This window comes from Paenibacillus suaedae, from assembly GCF_032337355.1.
GTDB lineage: Bacteria > Bacillota > Bacilli > Paenibacillales > Paenibacillaceae > Paenibacillus_B > Paenibacillus_B suaedae.
The window spans coordinates 1,209,894-1,229,443 of record NZ_JAVYAA010000001.1 but is presented as its reverse complement, the minus strand read 5'-3'; the positions used below and the strand labels follow the sequence as shown (position 1 = coordinate 1,229,443).

At 48.0% G+C, this 19,550-nt stretch carries 12 protein-coding genes and 3 pseudogenes; 7 read left to right on the top strand and 8 right to left on the bottom strand.

Annotated elements, in window-relative coordinates:
- The first annotated feature begins 201 nt into the window (after window positions 1–201).
- Window positions 202–6,228: a hypothetical protein gene (locus RQP50_RS05420; protein WP_315743785.1), complete on the top strand. Its 6,027-nt coding sequence runs from the start codon at window positions 202–204 to the stop codon at window positions 6,226–6,228.
- A gap of 149 nt (window positions 6,229–6,377) precedes the next feature.
- Window positions 6,378–7,203, top strand: a pseudogene (locus tag RQP50_RS05415) (tetratricopeptide repeat-containing glycosyltransferase).
- A 111-nt stretch (window positions 7,204–7,314) separates the two neighbouring features.
- On the opposite strand, the gene RQP50_RS05410 reads toward RQP50_RS05415, so the two are convergent.
- From RQP50_RS05410 to RQP50_RS05380, 7 genes and pseudogenes are all read right to left on the bottom strand, one after another.
- Window positions 7,315–7,791, bottom strand: a complete 477-nt coding sequence (locus RQP50_RS05410; RefSeq protein ID WP_315743784.1) for a GNAT family N-acetyltransferase — start codon at window positions 7,789–7,791, stop codon at window positions 7,315–7,317.
- A gap of 49 nt (window positions 7,792–7,840) precedes the next feature.
- Window positions 7,841–8,368 (bottom strand): hypothetical protein, encoded by a 528-nt coding sequence (locus RQP50_RS05405; RefSeq protein WP_315743782.1) that lies wholly within the window; start codon window positions 8,366–8,368, stop codon window positions 7,841–7,843.
- 73 nt (window positions 8,369–8,441) lie between these two features.
- On the bottom strand, window positions 8,442–8,948 hold the full coding sequence (locus RQP50_RS05400; RefSeq protein WP_315743780.1) for a hypothetical protein: 507 nt from the start codon (window positions 8,946–8,948) through the stop codon (window positions 8,442–8,444).
- A gap of 166 nt (window positions 8,949–9,114) precedes the next feature.
- A complete protein-coding gene (locus tag RQP50_RS29280) occupies window positions 9,115–10,248 on the bottom strand; it encodes a preprotein translocase subunit SecA (RefSeq protein ID WP_394358365.1) in 1,134 nt (377 codons plus the stop codon).
- A gap of 18 nt (window positions 10,249–10,266) precedes the next feature.
- Window positions 10,267–11,397, bottom strand: a pseudogene (locus tag RQP50_RS05390) (preprotein translocase subunit SecA); the annotation flags it as partial.
- Between the two features lie 31 nt (window positions 11,398–11,428).
- Window positions 11,429–11,731 (bottom strand): hypothetical protein, encoded by a 303-nt coding sequence (locus tag RQP50_RS05385; protein WP_268626341.1) that lies wholly within the window; start codon window positions 11,729–11,731, stop codon window positions 11,429–11,431.
- A gap of 220 nt (window positions 11,732–11,951) precedes the next feature.
- Window positions 11,952–12,149 (bottom strand): hypothetical protein, encoded by a 198-nt coding sequence (locus RQP50_RS05380; RefSeq protein WP_072729654.1) that lies wholly within the window; start codon window positions 12,147–12,149, stop codon window positions 11,952–11,954.
- A 762-nt stretch (window positions 12,150–12,911) separates the two neighbouring features.
- Here RQP50_RS05380 and wecB point away from each other — a divergent pair.
- From wecB to RQP50_RS05365, 3 genes and pseudogenes are all read left to right on the top strand, one after another.
- Window positions 12,912–14,043: pseudogene (wecB, locus tag RQP50_RS05375) on the top strand (non-hydrolyzing UDP-N-acetylglucosamine 2-epimerase).
- 200 nt (window positions 14,044–14,243) lie between these two features.
- Entirely contained in the window at window positions 14,244–15,404 is a 1,161-nt protein-coding gene (locus RQP50_RS05370; RefSeq protein ID WP_315743776.1) for an acyltransferase family protein, read from the top strand.
- Window positions 15,405–16,129: 725 nt separating this feature from the next.
- On the top strand, window positions 16,130–16,783 hold the full coding sequence (locus RQP50_RS05365) for an MFS transporter (RefSeq protein WP_315743774.1): 654 nt from the start codon (window positions 16,130–16,132) through the stop codon (window positions 16,781–16,783).
- Between the two features lie 310 nt (window positions 16,784–17,093).
- Here the strand turns inward: RQP50_RS05365 and RQP50_RS05360 are convergent, their stop codons facing one another.
- Window positions 17,094–17,435, bottom strand: a complete 342-nt coding sequence (locus tag RQP50_RS05360) for a cupin domain-containing protein (protein ID WP_315743772.1) — start codon at window positions 17,433–17,435, stop codon at window positions 17,094–17,096.
- 316 nt (window positions 17,436–17,751) lie between these two features.
- Between RQP50_RS05360 and RQP50_RS05355 the strand changes: the two genes are divergently transcribed.
- Together RQP50_RS05355 and RQP50_RS05350 are read left to right on the top strand one after the other, a co-directional pair.
- The gene (locus RQP50_RS05355) at window positions 17,752–18,132 is read left to right on the top strand and encodes a VOC family protein (protein ID WP_142546741.1); all 381 of its coding nucleotides are present in this window, start codon (window positions 17,752–17,754) and stop codon (window positions 18,130–18,132) included.
- Window positions 18,133–18,288: 156 nt separating this feature from the next.
- Complete coding sequence (locus RQP50_RS05350; protein ID WP_072729657.1) at window positions 18,289–19,509, top strand: GNAT family N-acetyltransferase; 1,221 nt, start codon at window positions 18,289–18,291, stop codon at window positions 19,507–19,509.
- Window positions 19,510–19,550 lie beyond the last annotated feature (41 nt).

Sequence of the window (19,550 nt, the reverse complement as noted above, 5' to 3'; positions counted from 1 at the left end):
ATAGCAGTATTCCTCATGAAGCACCATCTTCCACACAGACAACCCTAAACTGTAATACGATTGATTGCTGATTCGTGTTGCGGATACACATTCATCTACATACATTGTGGGTATTGGTAGAAATGTCCCTATGAAAACTAGTCTGTTTCCAATACATCGTCTCTGTCCATCCAACTTATTCTGAAGGAAGGAGCATACACCATGGATGGGGATCTAAGGAAAAATAGCTACAGCAACCTAGTCCGGTCTAATATTTTCCCTCCGCAAAGTTGTGCAAATGTATTTCCACCCCCGTTTGTCCCAATCCCACCTCATACTGGCCCAACGAGCCCGACTGGCGTACCTACAGGTATAACAGGGCCAACGGGTCCGACCGGCCCAACTGGAGCGACGGGCGCCAACGGACAACGAGGAGCTACTGGTGCCACTGGCTTCACGGGCGCAACTGGCGCTACCGGCGCTAACGGCGCGACTGGCGTTACTGGCTCTACTGGCGTTACCGGCGCTACCGGCGCGACTGGCACTACTGGTGCTACCGGCGCGACTGGCTCTACTGGTGCTACCGGCGCTACTGGCTCTACTGGTGCTACCGGCGCTACTGGCTCTACTGGTGCTACCGGCGCTACTGGCTCTACTGGTGCTACCGGTGCTACTGGCTCTACTGGTGCGACTGGCGTTACTGGCGCTACCGGCACAACCGGTGCTACTGGCGCTACCGGCGCTACCGGCGCTACCGGCGCTACTGGCGTTACGGGCGTTACTGGCGCTACGGGGGCTACTGGGGCGACCGGCGCTACGGGGGCGACCGGCACTACTGGCGTTACTGGTGCTACCGGCGTTACTGGTGCTACCGGCGTTACTGGTGCTACTGGCGTTACTGGCGCGACTGGCATTACTGGCGCGACCGGCGTTACTGGTGCTACTGGCGTTACTGGTGCTACTGGCGTTACTGGTGCTACTGGTGCTACGGGCGACACTGGCGCTACCGGCGTTACGGGAGCTACCGGCGATACTGGTGCTACTGGCGTTACTGGTGCTACTGGTGCCACTGGCGCTAACGGCGCGACTGGCGTTACCGGCGCTAACGGCGCGACTGGCGCTACCGGCGTTACTGGTGCTACTGGCGCGACTGGCGTTACCGGTGCTACTGGCTCTACTGGTGCTACTGGTGCTACCGGTGCTACCGGTGCTACCGGTGCTACCGGTGCTACTGGTGCTACGGGCGTTACTGGCTCTACTGGCGTTACCGGTGCTACGGGCTCGACTGGGACTACGGGCGACACTGGCGCCACGGGTGCCACTGGCGTTACTGGGGCTACTGGTGTTACTGGCGTTACGGGGGCTACCGGCGTGACTGGCGGGACTGGCGCTACCGGGGCGCCCGGTGCGACTGGAGCTACTGGTGCTACTGGCGATACCGGAGCCACTGGAGCAACTGGTGTTACTGGTGTTACTGGTGTTACTGGTGAAACCGGCGCTACTGGCGTTACTGGCGCTACCGGCTCTACTGGCGCAACCGGGGCGACTGGCTCTACTGGTGCTACTGGCGTTACCGGTGCTACTGGTGCTACCGGTGCTACCGGCGTTACTGGCACTACCGGTGCCACTGGCGTTACGGGGGCTACCGGCATTACTGGTGTTACTGGCTCTACTGGCGTTACCGGCGCTACGGGCGCTACCGGCGCTACCGGAGACACTGGTGCCACCGGCGCTACGGGTGCGACTGGTGCTACTGGCGCTACGGGTGCGACTGGCGTTACTGGTGCCACTGGCTCTACTGGTACGACTGGCTCTACTGGTGCGACTGGCGCTACCGGCGCGACTGGTGCTACTGGCTCTACCGGTGCTACCGGCGTTACTGGCGTTACTGGCTCTACTGGTGCTACTGGCGCTACTGGCGTTACCGGCGTTACTGGGGCGACTGGGGCGACTGGGGTTACTGGCGCTACTGGTTCTACTGGTTCTACTGGTTCTACCGGGGCTACCGGCGCTACTGGTTCTACTGGTTCTACCGGGGCTACCGGCGCGACTGGGGCTACTGGCTTTACCGGTGCTACTGGCGACACTGGCGTTACTGGGGCTACTGGTGTTACTGGCGCTACTGGCGCTACTGGTGCTATTGGTGCTACTGGCGCTACCGGAGACACTGGTGCCACCGGCGCTACGGGTGCGACTGGTGCGACTGGCGCTACGGGTGCGACTGGTGCGACTGGCGCTACGGGTGCGACTGGCGCTACGGGTGCGACTGGTGCGACTGGCGCTACGGGTGCGACTGGCGCTACGGGTGCGACTGGCGTTACTGGTGCCACTGGCTCTACTGGTACGACTGGCTCTACTGGTGCGACTGGCGCTACCGGCGCGACTGGGGCTACCGGCGCGACTGGTGCTACTGGCTCTACCGGTGCTACCGGCGTTACTGGTGTTACTGGAGCTACGGGCGCTACCGGAGACACTGGTGCCACCGGCGCTACGGGTGCCACCGGCGCGACTGGCGTTACTGGGGCGACCGGCGTTACTGGCGACACTGGCGCGACTGGCGCTACGGGTGCTACCGGCGTTACTGGTGCTACTGGCGTTACTGGTGCGACTGGGGTTACTGGCGCTACTGGTGTTACTGGTGTTACTGGCGCGACTGGGGCTACTGGTGTTACTGGCGCTACTGGTGTTACTGGCGCTACTGGTGTTACTGGGGCTACTGGGGCTACTGGCGCTACTGGCGTTACCGGTGCTACCGGAGACACTGGTGCCACCGGCGCTACAGGTGCGACTGGCGTTACTGGCTCTACTGGTGCTACTGGCGCGACTGGCGTTACTGGTTCTACTGGAGCGACTGGCGTTACTGGTTCTACTGGTTCTACTGGTTCTACTGGAGCGACTGGCGTTACTGGTTCTACTGGTTCTACTGGTTCTACTGGTTCTACCGGCGCTACCGGAGACACTGGTGCCACCGGCGCGACTGGGGCTACCGGCGTTACTGGCTCTACTGGTACGACTGGCGCTACTGGCTCTACTGGTACGACTGGCTCTACTGGTACGACTGGCTCTACTGGTGCTACTGGCTCTACCGGTGCTACCGGCTCTACCGGTGCTACCGGCGTTACTGGCGTTACTGGTGCTACGGGCGACACTGGCGCTACCGGCGCTACTGGTGCGACTGGCGTTACCGGCATTACTGGGGCGACTGGGGTTACTGGCGCTACTGGTGTTACTGGCGCTACTGGGGCGACTGGCGCTACTGGTGTTACTGGCGCTACTGGGGCTACTGGCGCTACTGGCGCTACTGGCGTTACCGGTGCTACCGGAGACACTGGTGCCACCGGCGCTACTGGTGCGACTGGCGTTACTGGCTCTACTGGTTCTACTGGTTCTACTGGTTCTACCGGGGCTACTGGTGCTACCGGTGCTACTGGCTCTACTGGTGCTACCGGTGCTACTGGTGCTACTGGCTCTACTGGTGCTACTGGCGTTACTGGCGTTACTGGCGCTACCGGCTCTACTGGTGCGACTGGCTCTACTGGTGTTACTGGTGCCACCGGCGCTACGGGTGCCACCGGCGCGACTGGCGTTACTGGGGCGACCGGCGACACTGGCGCTACTGGTGCGACTGGTGCCACCGGCGCTACTGGCTTTACTGGCGCGACTGGCTTTACTGGTGCTACCGGCGTTACTGGTGCTACGGGCGTTACTGGTGCGACTGGAATTACTGGGGCTACCGGCGTCACTGGCTCTACCGGTGCTACCGGCGTTACGGGCGCTACCGGCGTTACTGGCGCTACTGGCGTTTCTGGTGCTACGGGCGACACTGGCGCTACCGGCGTTACTGGGGCGACTGGCGTTACCGGCGCTACTGGTGCTACCGGCGATACTGGAGCTACAGGCACTACTGGCACTACTGGCGCTACTGGTGCTACCGGTGCTACTGGTGTTACTGGTGTTACTGGTGTTACTGGTGTTACTGGTGCTACTGGTGCTACGGGCGACACTGGCGTTACCGGTGCTACTGGCGTTACTGGTGCTACTGGCTCTACTGGTGCTACCGGGGCGACTGGCGTTACTGGTGCGACTGGAATTACTGGGGCTACTGGCGTTACCGGTGCTACTGGCGACACTGGCGCTACCGGGGCGACTGCAGCTACTGGCGTTACTGGCTCTACTGGCGTCACCGGTGCTACCGGTGCTACTGGTGCTACTGGTGTTACTGGTGTTACTGGTGTTACTGGCGCTACTGGCGTTACGGGTGCTACCGGCGTTACTGGCGCTACTGGCGTTACGGGTGCTACCGGCGTTACTGGCGCTACTGGCGTTACTGGTGCTACTGGCGTTACTGGCTCTACCGGCTCTACTGGCGTTACCGGTGCTACCGGTGCTACTGGTGTTACTGGCGCGACTGGCGTTACTGGCGTTACTGGCGTTACTGGCGTTACTGGCGTTACGGGTGCTACCGGCGCTACTGGTACCACTGGCGTTACCGGTGCTACCGGCGTTACGGGCGCTACCGGCGTTACGGGCGCTACCGGCGCTACCGGCGTTACGGGCGCTACGGGCGTCACTGGCTCTACCGGTGCTACCGGCGTTACTGGCGCTACTGGCGTTTCTGGCGCTACGGGGGCTACCGGTGCGACTGGAGCTACTGGCGTTACCGGCGTTACCGGTGCTACAGGCGTTACTGGTGCTACTGGCTCTACTGGTGCTACGGGCGTTACTGGCTCTACTGGCGACACAGGCTCTACTGGTGCTACCGGAGCAACTGGTGTTACTGGTGTTACTGGTGCAACCGGCGTTACTGGCGTTACTGGCGCTACGGGGGCGACCGGCACTACTGGCGTTACTGGTGCTACCGGTGTTACTGGCGCGACTGGCGTTACGGGCGCTACCGGCGTTACTGGCACTACCGGTGCTACCGGCGTTACTGGTGCTACTGGGGCGACTGGCGCTACTGGGGCGACTGGCGCTACTGGCGCTACCGGCGTTACCGGTGCGACCGGCGACACTGGCGCTACCGGTGCTACTGGCTCTACTGGTGCTACTGGTGCTACTGGTGCTACTGGTGCTACTGGTGCTACTGGTGCTACTGGCTCTACTGGTGCTACCGGGGCGACTGGCGTTACTGGCGCGACTGGCGTTACTGGCTCAACCGGGGCGACTGGCGTTACTGGCTCTACTGGCGTTACTGGTGCTACTGGTGCGACTGGAATTACTGGGGCTACCGGCGTCACTGGCTCTACCGGTGCTACCGGCGTTACTGGCGCTACAGGCGCTACTGGTGCTACAGGCGCTACCGGCGCTACTGGTGCTACCGGTGCTACAGGCGCTACCGGCGCTACTGGTGCTACCGGTGCTACCGGCGGTACGGGGGCTACCGGCGTTACTGGCGCGACTGGCGCTACCGGCGCGACCGGCACTACTGGCGTTACTGGTGCTACCGGCGGTACGGGGGCTACCGGTGCTACTGGCGTTACTGGCATTACTGGCGCTACGGGAGCTACTGGGACTACTGGCAATACCGGTGCCACTGGCGCTACTGGTGCTACAGGCGCTACTGGCGTTACCAGTGCTACTGGCGCTACCGGCGTTACTGGAATTACGGGCGCTACCGGTGCTACTGGCGTTACTGGGGCTACGGGCGTTACTGGTGCTACTGGTGCCACGGGGGCAACCGGCACTACGGGCGCTACGGGCGTTACTGGTACTACCGGCGCTACCGGCGCTACCGGTGCTACGGGCGCTACGGGCGCCACTGGTGCTACTGGTGCTACTGGCGTTACCGGCGCTACAGGTGACACTGGAGCTACGGGGACTACCGGAGCTACAGGAACAAGTACAACTGCAACTTCTGCATTCGCTGCAAATACAACTGGTGCAGCGATCGCCGTTATTGTTGGAGGAACCCTCGTACCACTTCCAAGTGCACAGAATATTGGTCCAGGTATCACTATCAACGCAGCAAACGACACATTCACTGTCTCCACTGCCGGTAGATATTATATAACCTACCAAGTCAATTTAACTGCCGGTCTACTTCTCGGGTCGCGTCTAATTATTAACGGCGCTGCGAATGTCGCATCCACCATAACGCCAGTGCTTACGCTATCCAGCTTTAATAGTGATGTCATCGTAACTTTGGCTGCAAATTCAACGATTTCCCTTCAATTGTTTGGACTCCTTGGGACAGCTACATTAATCAATAATGGTGCCGGTGCAGCGGTAACAATCATCCGACTCAGCTAAATGCATATATTTATAATCCTCCTTGATAGCCGTGTGAATAGCTTCTATTCGCACGGCTATCGTTTTCATTTGTAAGGTCAATTTCAGCACAACGGAAATATATATCTACTAGCAAGCACCTACAACCTTGTTCGAATGGAGGGATCAACTTGCCAAGCATAAGCCTGTGCATGATTGTCAAAAACGAGGAAGATACGTTGGCACGTTGTCTGTCTTCAGTCGCTGATTTTGTAGATGAAATAATCATCGTAGATACAGGCTCCACCGATCAAACCAAAGAAATCGCTCGTCCATTCACAAGCGATATTTATGATTTCGTATGGATAGATGATTTTGCAGCGTTGCCGTAACCCATGCCAGCATGCATCATGACAGGAATCGGAATATCGCCATTTATGAAAATGCGCTGCAGCGAGGTGAAACTTTTTCACCGAGGGACTTGTATTATTACGCAAATGAACTGCAAGATCATGCACGTTATGAAGAAGCCATTCAATATTACGAGCGCTTTCTTGAAACTGGCCAAGGGTGGATCGAGGACAATTTATCTGCTTGCGGAAAGATGGCTGACTGCCATCATGCACTTGGAAACGAGCAGCTCGAGTTAGAGAGTGCGATTCGTTCCCTTCAATATGCCGCTCCACGTCAGAAATTTGCTGTCGCCTCGGATTTTACTTTTTGCAAAAGAGTGAATGGCAGAGCTCCATCTTTTGGTACAAAACAGCCACTACCCTTAATCCATCTGACGATGTTCTTGGTTTATCGAATACAGCATGCTCTACATGGCTCCCCCACTTGCAATTATGTGTGTGCTATGATCGCATCGGAGAACATCAATTGGCCTCAGCGCATAACGAATTAGCCGCTCAATATGGACCAGAAGACGAACGAGTGCTGCACAATCGAGCGTATTTCGAGTCCATCTTCTCTCCATCAGCCCCCCTATTACAAGTGATGCATCTCGTTAATTCGTAAGTTCAGCTCTCCGTCTGCTTGCTGCTGCACAAATTCAGATACATATCTTCAATACGTGATTTCATGCAGCAGCAAGTACGAGGTTTAATCTTATTTATGTAAGATACTTCTCTAACTACCGATGGATAGTTTGAACTTTTGACGTGAGCCCCCTTCTGGGCCATTCGGAACCGTCTCATCCTGAGGCACAAATCCAAATTTCTGATACAGTCTTCTTGCTGGCTGTCCATCTGGAATATCTTCACCGAACGTAGTAACGAATACTTCCGCAGGAGGCTTTACCAAGCTTAAAATATGTTCAAGTATTGCCGAACCCACGCCTTGTTGTCTGGCATGAGATGACACCGATAGCCAATGAATTTTATAGATCGGGGCATTTGATGAAGAGAAGAGCACCCCACCCAACAGCGGTGCACCAGGATCTCCGTCTTTCTCTCTTATGCAAAACGCCCTTCCCATCTCGATACTCTTCTCAACAGCTTCCACAAAATGAGGATCGTCCACCATTGGACCGAATAAATATTCCACCTCTGCAGCCAATTTCAGCCACTGTTCAAGGTCTTCATGTGCAGCTCTTGTGACTTTCATAATGTGTACCTCCTAGTCTGCTGTACTCTAGTTGTTTGCATTACTTCGATTACCGTGAATTGCGCAGCATGCCAATCAGTTTTTTTATCACGTATACAAGAAGAATGATTAGAATGCTAGAAAAGTATACAAAATACGCGAGTATTAGAAAATAGTAACCTAATAAAGGTATGCCTTCGTTATCATCTGTACTACCAAGAATAAGATATTCAATTGGAACAAACTCCTTTTTCCCTTTATCTAAAATGTATTCATAGTTTGAGCAAGGAAATTTATTGATACTTATCACTTTCTTTCCATAATAACCTGATACTGATGGTATTAGCTTGGATGAAGTCGTTGCGCCCCATAAACTATCCACCCCCCCTATAATCGAAAAAGGCTGCAAAATGTTCGCTCTTACTACGATCTCTTCTACATCCTCATGGCAAGTGTCTCTATACAATTTATGAAGTGCAGTTTCTATTTTACCCAAAGTGTCATAGTGCTGTAGGACTTTCACGAAAAGAGGAAGAGTAAGAAGGACAAAAATAACGATGTACGCGATAACTACTTTGTTTCGAATCCACCTGTTCAAGAAATTTCCCCCTCCGTAAGAAACAAAAGTGTCCTGCTATTGTAGTTCAGACAGAAAAACGTAAAACTCAAGCTTAAGCTTCTTTTTTACCTATACGCTTGCTTCGAATATACGAATGTAGGATATACACCGTTAATACGGTGAAGTAAAAAAGATAAACAATGAAATATAAGAACATTACCTCAAAACTAATCCCTGCTTTATCATTTGAATCCAAAAATAATAGATCTACTGGAATAAATCTTTCTTTTTCTCTATCAAGCACAAAGTGTTTACTCGAACATGGAAAATCGCTGATGCTGATTACTTCATTTCCGTGATGCCCTGTCAATTCCGGGATTTTCACAGATGACGTCACTGCATTCCAATTATGTCCAGTCTTCCAGAACCCGAATTCTTGAATCAATTTTGTTTCAACTTTGATGTTATCGACATCCCTACCGCAATAATCAATGAATAGTTGATGCAATGCCTTTTCAATCATTTTACTTGCTGCGTAATCTTGATAGAGCCATTTCAATAGAGGCAAACTAATGACAATAAATAAAACTAGAAATTTTATTGCTCGCCTTCTCGTCATGTAATATCCTCCACCAGAACAGATTGAAATTGTACACCTGTGTGCCTCATCCGATATCTATTTCGCGGTGTTCCCTTTTGACTCTTACTGTCATTTACGATCAATTCCGGCGAAAACAAATATCCTTGATGGGATATGTGCTTTCGCCGGAAAATGTGCCGCTATATTATAGTAGTTGAACTCGATTCGGGAAAAATTGATCCGTTATCGTATATGTCCATGTTGCAGAAGGAATCTTCAAATCCTCATCATTAAAATGAAGCTCGCTGCCGCCCGAATCGATGTTGGAAAAATGCTCGAGCACTTTCTGCACTATGACCCCATCAATCTGCTCAAATGCTGCGATGACGAGTCGATTGAACTCATCCAACGGATTGTTGTTTCCGAGGCTCTCCAAATGGATGCCTTCCTTCACATAGGCGACATACGCTAAATGGTCAGCCCAGCATTGATCCATGATTGCCAGAAGCACTTGTCTCTCAGCCGAATGAACAGTTGGCACACCGAACTTTTCACATAACAGCTCATATCGCTCTGGTGCATAATTAGCAATAATGTTAGATATTTGTCTCCCATGCAGGATTTCATTGCGTCGATTGAACAAGATCATTCGCTGCTGCTCCAATAAATCTGCGTATTTGTTCAACGTCTTCTTCATATCCAGATGCTGTCCATCCACAACTCGCTGTACATGCTCAATCAACTGCAAGATTCGGCTATCATTCAAGGGCTCGTCCTGCTTACGAGCAAGGAGATCATTTGGCAGTACCTCAGCAAGACCATAGCGAATGAATAGATCATCCTCCAAGCTAATCATGTAACGTGAAGTTCCTGGGTCTCCTTGACGTCCCGCTCTCCCTCTTAGTTGATTATCAATTCTCGCATTCTCATGTACATTCGTTCCGATTACATAAAGGCCGCCCAGACTTGCTATTTTCTTATAGTCTTCCGAGCTTCCGCCGCCAAGGAGGATATCTACTCCCCTGCCTGCCATATTCGTAGACACCGTAACAGCCCCTAGCATGCCTGCCTTGGCGATAAGCTCGGCTTCTTCCCAGTCGTTGTACGCATTGAGAACCTGACAGGATACTCCATTCTTCCGCAGTGCTTCAGCATATTGATTCGATTCCTCAACGCTGGACGTTCCGATCAGGATGGGTCTCCCTGTTCGATGGACAGCCCTAACTTGATCCACAATGGCTTGCTGCTTCGCAGCTCGATGCGTAAATACCATATGCGGCTCATCTACTCTTCGACTGGCCTTGTTGGGCGGAATGGAGATCACTTGAAACCCGTACATGTCCATGAACTCCTGAGCTGCCAACTGTGCTGTAGCCGTCATACCGCATTTCTTTGGATACAAATGAAGCAGATGCTGTAGCGTAATGGTTCCTAGCATCTGGCCATTCGTGCGTATGTCCAATCCTTCCTTCGCCTCTACCGCTGCCTGCAGCCCATCCGGCCAATGCCTATGCTGTGCGATTCGCCCCGTCCATTCATCAATGAGCTGGACTCGTTCATCTCTCACCATATAATGTACATTTCTCTTCAAGAGCGCCTCAGTATGCAGCGCGCATTGCAGCATGATCAGTACGTCAATATTGTGATCCTCGTATAAATTGCCACAACCAAGCATGGCTTCCACTTTATCGATGCCGGAGTTTGTTGCGTATACATTGCGCAATTCCTTGTCTGTCTCATAATCCACTCCAGAGACGAGCTGCTTAACAATGCCTGCATAAGCCAACGCCTCCCGCTTCGAAACTCCCCTCTCACCCGCAATGACCAAAGGGACTCTCGCCTCATCAAGCAGAATCGAGTCAGCTTCATCAACTAATGCAGCATGAAATAGGCGCTGGACGAGTTGCTCTGTCTCCCTAGCCAGCGAATCCTTCAAGTAATCATAACCTGCCTGCTTGGCTGTCAAATACGTTATGTCAGCAGCGTATGCTCGCTTTCTATCCTCAGAATTGCGCCCCTCCGTAATACAGCCAACTGTTACGCCTAAATATTCATAAATAGGTCTCGTCCATTCTGCATCTCTGTTGGCCAAATAATCATTGAATGTAAGAACATGTACCCCGTTCCCTTACAAAGCTTGCAAAAAGGCAGGGAGAACGGCGGCTAACGTTTTACCCTCACCAGTTTGCATTTCAATGATGCAGCCTTCATGTAAAGCCATGCCCGCGAGCCATTGCACCTCATATAATCGGAATCCCTTCACTCTCCATACGGCCTCATCAACCAGTCCCGCTGCCTCTATGACATCACGAGCCGATGCTACTCCTTCTCTAACCCTCATTTTCATCGTTTTCGCACGCTGATTGATTTCTGAATCACTCCATGCATGTGCATGAAGCTTCCTCATTTCTCTCACTTGCTCCAAGTAAGGCATCAACTTTCGATTGCGATATTTCTCGCTCCATCTCTCAAACCATTTACTTCTCATTCCCGTACAGTCCTCCTTACATTGAGCGTTTCTATCCGCACAAAAGGAGGTGTGTGTCAGGATCCTTCCAAAGGTGGTAACGAACAAGAATCAACTGATTTCGAATACGAACAAATTCATATCCCTGTACAAGATGATTAGAGAGTGGCCGGTCATCGCCTTGTTGCTCTACATTGACATGCACCTTGCCTAGATAAAGGAAGTTCTCCATAAAGAGAAACACACAGTCCTGTACCCGTTCGAAGTCGAGATCACCTGCTAGCAAGCGTTGAAACATGACATATATTCGAATGAGATAGTCGATTTCTTGAGCATGATTAACTTGGTTCATCATCTAACCTCGCCTAAAAACCATATTTTGCCTTATAAAGAGTGTATCTATTTCTCTCTCCCGCGTCAAAGAGAAGTTGAGTTCTTGCGGGAACATGCTCTATTGGGATGCAATCTGTAGCAGTCCGCGGAACCCATGATTTGACGGGCTTTTTGCCAATGGACTTCCGTTCTGGAAGGCTGAATTCCGTACGTTTCTGTTGATGTTTTACATCACTTTCACATCAACGTTTTGAATACTTGAACTCATCGCTTGCCAGCGATGCGTTCTCCCACCCTTGGGTATTATTAAAATTAAAAATTGACCCAAATGAGAACAGGTTTTCGGCAATAGCCAGTCCTACTGCAGAAATACACCCAATTACCCCTAAAGTCTCTACTTTTGAAGTATTATAGAATTTATCTCCATCTGTAATATACATGCCACCTGTGTAAGCACTCAGCCATTCGGCAGTTGTTTGGATCCTTGTTCAATTACTTCATCAGGTATAGCTTCAATTAGGTATAGGGTTTTTTCGCCGGGAGGAGGGGTTAATTTGAATAAAAAAAATATCTTTTTTGGGTTAGTGGTTCTAGTTATTGCTATTATGGGTTTTATTATTTCTCGGACACAAGTTGGAACATTCCAAGTGATCTTTAATATTTTTGCAATTCTAGTAATTATCCTGATTTCTCTTCTGTTTTTTAGAAAAAAATCGTAAAGCTGACGTGAATATAAGTAACGTATTTTTGACTCCACGTGCTTTACCAAGCGTTTCAAGAGGCGTACAACAAGCGAGAAAACAACGAGACTAGTTTGGTCCCTTAATCGGTGGCTTTTCGCTGAAAAGTAGAATATGCTCGCGTGGTTGCCCACTGGCTCTTTTGTAAAGGAGCTAGGATCTTGCAGGATCGTAGTCTCTTTTTTTTATTGTATCCAGCAATCAAACATATTGTTTCATCACCTAGTTTTGAGCCACTACATAGATTTCTTAATGCTTTTAACTTAAAAAGGTTCTTGCCCAACATATCACTTGCACGCCACCTTTTCTCCACAGGTACAGGATTTCCAATGTCCGTTTCATTCCTATATAGGGAAGCATACTTCATACATATGACTTCCATTTCGACCCATGGTAATATGAGGAATGATAATTAGAATTGCTTAAGAGAGGGACTTTCCATTGGAGACAAAGAAAAAAATCATGGTCATCTTCGGAACGAGACCGGAAGCGACGAAGATGTGCCCAGTCGTGCAACAGTTGAAGCAGCATTCCAATCGATACCAAGGTTGTCGTCACGGGACAGCATCGAGAGCAGCTCTATCAGGCACTCTCTCATTTCTCGTTGTCACCGGATGTTGACTTAAGTTTAATGAAGGAAAATCAATCGCTAGCCTACTTCACCTCTGCTGCAATCGCAGGGCTGGATAATATCATTTCAGAAGATTGACCGGATATGATTCTTGTTCATGGCGACACGCAGACAGCGATGTGCGGCGGACTAGCGGCCTTCTTTCACAAAATCCCTGTCGGGCATGTAGAAGCAGGCTTGCGTTCCCACAACAAATACTCTCCGTGGCCAGAGGAAGTGAATCGCAGAATCGTAGATGTCGTAACCGATCTGCTGTTCGCGCCTACCTCAGTTGGGAAGGACAATTTACTTCGTGAAGGGTACGATGCTGGGCATATTTATATAACGGGGCAAACGGCTGTAGATGCTGCGCTGCAGACATACCAAGAGGATTATACGTTCCATGAAGCTTCATTAAATGAGCTGATTCACCACCGCGGGAGACTTATTACGGTTACTGCTCATCGCCGGGAGAACTATGGGGAACCGATGCAGCACATGTTCCAAGCGATTCGTCGTCTTGTAGACGAACATCCTGATACGGCTGTCATTTATCCTGTCCATATGAGCCCAGTCGTGCGGGATGCAGCACATACTCTACTGTCTGGTCATGAACGGATTCACTTGCTGAACACATTGGAGTATCCAGATATGATAAATTTGCTCGCCCGCTCTTATCTTATTATGAGTGATTCCGGGGGTCTGCAAGAGGAGACAACGGTATTCAACAAGCCGCTCGTGCTGATGCGAGATACAACGGAACGGCCAGAAGCGGTTGAAGCTAACATGGTTGCACTAGCTGGAACGGACGAGAATCGGATATTCACCATTGCAAACCAGGTACTTGCGGATGAGCAGGCGTACCAAGTCATGACCAAGTCCAGCAATCCTTTTGGCGATGGACAAGCTTCCAAACGGATCGTGGACATCATTGCGCATCACTTCAGCTTTGCGTCGGAACTCCCAGCTCCATTCGAAGGCTAGAGAACGATAAGTACGATCAGCATGATCTAACTGTTCCGAATTCCATCCAAGCTGTAGTCTTATAAAAAAGATTGATCATTTTAAAAAAAGTATGCGTATTTAAAATAAAGATTGATCATTTATAAAATTATTTTCCTGTAGTGGTGAAAAATACATTGCTATTATCTCAGTGTAACTTTTAATGGGAAAGGGGTTTATAGGTGAATAAAGAGAGCGATCGTTTATATTTCATCGATAATCTAAAAATAGCTTTAATTATGCTTGTAGTAGCTCACCATGCTGGACAAGCATATGGACCAGGTGGTTGGTGGTATTTTATGGATGATGAATCTATCAACTGGTTGGGCAGATTTTTCTCTGTAAATGCAGCATTTTTTATGAGTATGTTTTTCTTTTTATCAGCCTATTTTCTCCCTCAATCAATCTCGAGAAAAGGGCCGAAACGGTTTTTAAAAGAACGGCTTATTAGAATTGGGATTCCATTACTACTGGGATTTCTCGTGATAATTCCTATTCTGATGTATTTATACTACATTAATTTCAGAGATTATGAACCCATCTCATTTTTTTCTTACTATGTTAATATATTTTTTGGACTTGGTAATGAACCCCCGAACTGGTCCGGGCCATCATGGCCTGATATGCAATTTGGACATTTATGGTTTTTAGAGCATTTACTTGTGTATGCGGTTGTTTTTTCAGTCTGGACCTTCTTTACATCTAAGAAAACCACAAAAAAATTTGATGGAAACATTAAGGTTTATCAGATTCTCTCCCTGTGGTTGGTCGTTAGTTTAGTAACTTTTATTACAAGGATATGGTTTCCTATTGATCATTGGACAGCTTTCGTAGGATTTATTCAAACAGAATTTGCACATGTACCACAGTATGTGAGTTTCTTTTGTTTAGGCATTATGGCCTATCATCGCAAATGGTTTCTAACTTTGAGTGCGAGAGTAGGATACATCTGGCTTATTATTGGAGTATTAATAGTAACTATTTTGTATTTTGGAGGGAATACGGTAGATCCTTTTCTTTTAAAGGGTGGACAAAACTTTGGTTCGTTGACTCGATCATTAATTGAGACGTTACTGTGTATTTCGCTTGTAATCGGTCTTCTAATTTTATTTAGAGAAAAAATTAACGGCACCAATCGTTGGTCAAAGAGGTTATCAAACAATGTATTTGTTGTTTATTTCATCCATGTGCCAGTAGTTGTCTTCCTTCAATATACATTGAATGACCTACCAATACCGGTCATGGCTAAATTTCTTATAACGGCATTTTTAGGAATCATTCTAAGTTTTTTGCTAAGTCATTTTGTATGGCGAAAGATTCCATACCTCAAAAAAATGATGTAAAGGAAATAATTTTTAGATAAATGGAAAAGCCAGCATTATTGCTAGCTATTGTCTTAGTAGGATAATGAGTAAAAATAATGATTCTTGTTCAACTAACGGAGGCGTTAGTTGAAGATTCGCTTTCCGAAATAATCAATCTTTTTTACAAAATAATATTCAAAGGTACTAAATATATAATATGTTTGAACTCTTTATTTACATATGTTTGAATGTCGTTACCCTAAGATAAATTTTTAGTTAGATTAAAATCCTGTTTTTACAGGATTTTTTTCTTTAACTATAGGAGCAGTTAAGTGCAAGAGCAGTGCTTAACTTATGTTCACAATGGCCGTTTTGTTGAATAAGAGAGGAAAATATAACTCCACATTTATAGTATTATCGTTTCTAAGGAATATTCTATGTACTAATATTTCCATGAAGTTTTGCAAGGAGGATATACGATGAGTCTAGTAGATTGATTAATCAGATTTTAAATAAGAGGAAGGTAGTAAATCAATTTTAAGAGGTGTTCAAAAGTGAATAATTTAATGATTAATGCTGATTTTGGGAAGTTATGGTTCCATAATATATCTAAAATCCTAAGTGAACGTTTTCGCGAACTAATCATACCTATTATCATATTGGGTCTGTCTGGATCACCATTAATGACTTCATTAGTGCTTTTATTTCAGAGAATTAGTTCCGTGTTTTTTCTATTCCAATAGGAGGAAACGGCTGATAAGCCCATGAAGGGAAAACAGAAACTGAAGAGTTTCATTCGGGATTCCCAAGAAGGTGTAAAGTACCTCTATGCTAATGGAGCTCAAATTGTATCGACAATTTCAGCTTTGGTTCTCGGATTTTCAACCAGTTTTATTGTGCTTAGTGTTACCATTCATTCTAAATATACTCTCCATTTTTCAGAAGAGTATATTGGAATACTATTATCTTGTGCTGGTATAGGTAATGTCGTTGGCGTACTTATAATGAACAAATTTAAAAATGCAAACTGGTTATATCTTCTCAGTACTTTAATGATTATATCTTCATTTGGTATTTTATTATTGATATCAAATTCATTTATCACCATGTGTTTCGGAATGATAATCTTTGATGGGGCACTTTCTATGGCATTTGTTGTTCAGATAACTGTTCAACAGGGAATTACTCCAGACTATTTGATCGCCAGGGTTCGAAGTTCCATATACGTTTTTGGTGGAATTGCAGCAATGATAGCGACTATACTATCTGGTTTGATTTCTGAATGGAACTCTACGGCAGCATTGGCATTTGGATCATTGGTTTTATTAGTCAATGGCTTGTTTATTTTTAAATATAAGAAACAAGGAGTAGCAATGGATAAAATCAGTCCAATTCATGCTACATCCAAAAGTAGCTGAATGATGGAAAGACTTATTCCGGGCGCAGACGACAAAAGGGTTTAGGGATAAGACCATTCAGAAAGCAAAAAACCGCTAATATCCATATTTGGTTTCTCTGTTTTTGATAATAACCAATTATGGGGAAAGTTTGTGAATATATAAACTTAAACGATCGGGTGCTTTAGTTAAATAAGAAATGATCAAACTATTATATGAAAATTTATATTTAATCAAATAATAAACCGTTATTTTCATCAATCTCTTTTCAAAATAACGGTTTTTTGATCTCGGGGCACGAATCCACCAATTGCTTCATCCAACGCTTTGATCAAATATTTTGGGCGTAGCACTCACTCGGCATTTTTGTCAACACGACATATAGACAGGAAACGGCATCTGTTCCGCAGCGGTAAGAGAAGCTCTCGTCACCACTAATATGAAGGATGTCACCTTCGGCAACTCCAGTCTCCACCCCATCACTATTCACGATCCCGCTTCCGTCCAGAACTAGAACATTAACGTTTGCGCCCGGATGACGATGTGTCGGCAATTCGGCTCCCGGACTGAAGTTCAGTACGAATATCACATTTTCCTCATCCTTATGAATAATTCGTTTCGTAAATTTGTTCTCTACATATTCTTGATACTCGGTCACGTGATTTTTCTGCATGAGCTCTCACTCTCCTGGATTTTAGTTGTAGTTCCTTCTTACCCTATTTCACACAAAGCCAATCCTTCAATTATCACGAAAGTATACATTTATCTCATGGCTTCCTTTTCGACTTTTTAGACTTCATCCCCAAGTACTTCTATTATATTGAACTTGTTTACATACTTTGTGATTCCAATCACATTTAGGAATATCCAAATATACCGGCCTACAACAGAGGGCTGCTCACTTACTCACCTCCGCTTGCATTCATTGCCTAAAAATTGTACGATCGATAAGAATTCAATCACAAAACGTTAGAATTGGAGAATGATCCATGATCAATCAAATCGGACAAGTTATGCTGTATGTCAATGATCAAGACCAAGCGGTTCAATTTTGGACAGAAAAAGTCGGATTCATTGTCGTGTCGGAAGATAACAACGGACAGGGAATGAAGTGGATTGAAATTGCTCCTGCACAAGGCGCACAGACATCCTTCGTGCTCCACAATAAGCAGCTTATTGCCGAAATGCAGCCAGAACTCAACCTAGGGACACCTTCGATCATGCTATTCTCCGACAATCTCGATGCACTGTATGAAGATTTCAAGAACAAAGGCATTACAGTTGGTGATGTAGTGACAATGCCTGGTGCCAGGGTATTCAACTTTGCTGACGATGAGAATAACTACTTTGCCGTTATGGAACGAAAGTAAGCGATATGTCGCAGAATACAGCGCCATCACATCTTGTGCTGGCGTTTTTGCTTGTACGGAAGCATTCTAGATAGCACACCATTGCATGATTGAACCATGGGAAATTAGTGTAAGATAATATAAGGTGATTCATCCATGAAAGGGAGGTTCTCATTCATGAGCCGCCAAGAGCTGCAAGAAAGACTGAAAATGAGGGACGTTGAAATCCGCCACGGCGAGCAATTCAACGCTCTGCTGCGCTATGTATTCCAAGTGACCAATCATGATCTGCAGGCGCTTGGATGGGAGAATCGCGAAATCGCGCAAGCGAAGCTGCCCATACTGAAGCAGGCCGATGTACTAGGATGGTTCGATGGCGACAAGCTGATATCCCAACTCGCCGTGTATCCATTCCAAGTGAATATATTCGGTCAAATCTACGAAATGGGTGGACTAACAGGCGTCGGAACCTACCCAGAATACGCCAATCTTGGCTTAATGAATAAACTAATGCGTCAAGCTCTGACGAACATGCGCAAGCGCAAGCAATCCGTGTCCTACTTATATCCCTACTCCATCCCGTATTACCGTCGCAAAGGCTGGGAAATCATCTCTGATAAAATCTCATTCGATGTGAAGGATACACAGCTGCCGAAGCTCAAGACGGTTCCTGGCAATGTCGAACGCGTCACCATTGAGCATCCGGATGTACGGCAAGTCTATCATCGCTTCGCCCTGCTGACACATGGCGCTATGCTGCGCAACGATCTGGCGTGGGAAGAATACCTGCGATGGGATCTCGATGACATGACGGTCGCAGTCTATTATGACAGCAACCATGAACCGACAGGATACTTGCTCTATTGGATCGCTGAGGAAGTGTTCTATATGAAAGAAATGGTGTATGTCAATCAAGAGGCACGCAACGGGTTATGGAACTTTATTAGCGCACATTTCTCCATGGTGACCCGTGTGAAGGGACATATTTACACGGATGAGCCGCTTGCATTCCTGCTCGAGGACAGCGATATTAAAGAAATTATTGCGCCATACTATATGGCACGAATCGTGGATATTGGATTGTTCCTGGAGCAATATCCGTTCCAGCCGCAAGAATCTCCATGCAGCTTCACCTTCGTACTCCACGACCCGATGCTGGAATGGAATCAGGGCGTATTTACATTAACGGTAGATGAGCAGGGCAACGGGCATCTTACCAAAGGCGGGAATCAGCGGGATGCTGAATTCGATATTCAAACCTTGACCACGATGCTTATGGGATACAAGCGCCCATCCTACTTGGCGAAAATCGGTCGATTCCAAGCCAACGAGGCCACCATCGACCTGCTGGAGAAGCTCATTATTCGGCAGATCCCTTACTTCTCTGACTATTTCTAAATATACGAAGAAGAGAGCACATCCGGCTCCCCTACGGGTTC

Coding starts and splice junctions, on each gene's coding strand:
- RQP50_RS05420 (WP_315743785.1), top strand. CDS start 202: ATGGATGGGGATCTAAGGAAAAATAGCTACAGCAACCTAGTCCGGTCT.
- RQP50_RS05410 (WP_315743784.1), bottom strand. CDS start 7,791: ATGAAAGTCACAAGAGCTGCACATGAAGACCTTGAACAGTGGCTGAAA.
- RQP50_RS05400 (WP_315743780.1), bottom strand. CDS start 8,948: ATGACGAGAAGGCGAGCAATAAAATTTCTAGTTTTATTTATTGTCATT.
- RQP50_RS29280 (WP_394358365.1), bottom strand. CDS start 10,248: ATGTACGGGTTTCAAGTGATCTCCATTCCGCCCAACAAGGCCAGTCGA.
- RQP50_RS05385 (WP_268626341.1), bottom strand. CDS start 11,731: ATGATGAACCAAGTTAATCATGCTCAAGAAATCGACTATCTCATTCGA.
- RQP50_RS05380 (WP_072729654.1), bottom strand. CDS start 12,149: ATGTATATTACAGATGGAGATAAATTCTATAATACTTCAAAAGTAGAG.
- RQP50_RS05365 (WP_315743774.1), top strand. CDS start 16,130: ATGAAGGGAAAACAGAAACTGAAGAGTTTCATTCGGGATTCCCAAGAA.
- RQP50_RS05360 (WP_315743772.1), bottom strand. CDS start 17,435: ATGCAGAAAAATCACGTGACCGAGTATCAAGAATATGTAGAGAACAAA.
- RQP50_RS05355 (WP_142546741.1), top strand. CDS start 17,752: ATGATCAATCAAATCGGACAAGTTATGCTGTATGTCAATGATCAAGAC.
- RQP50_RS05350 (WP_072729657.1), top strand. CDS start 18,289: ATGAGCCGCCAAGAGCTGCAAGAAAGACTGAAAATGAGGGACGTTGAA.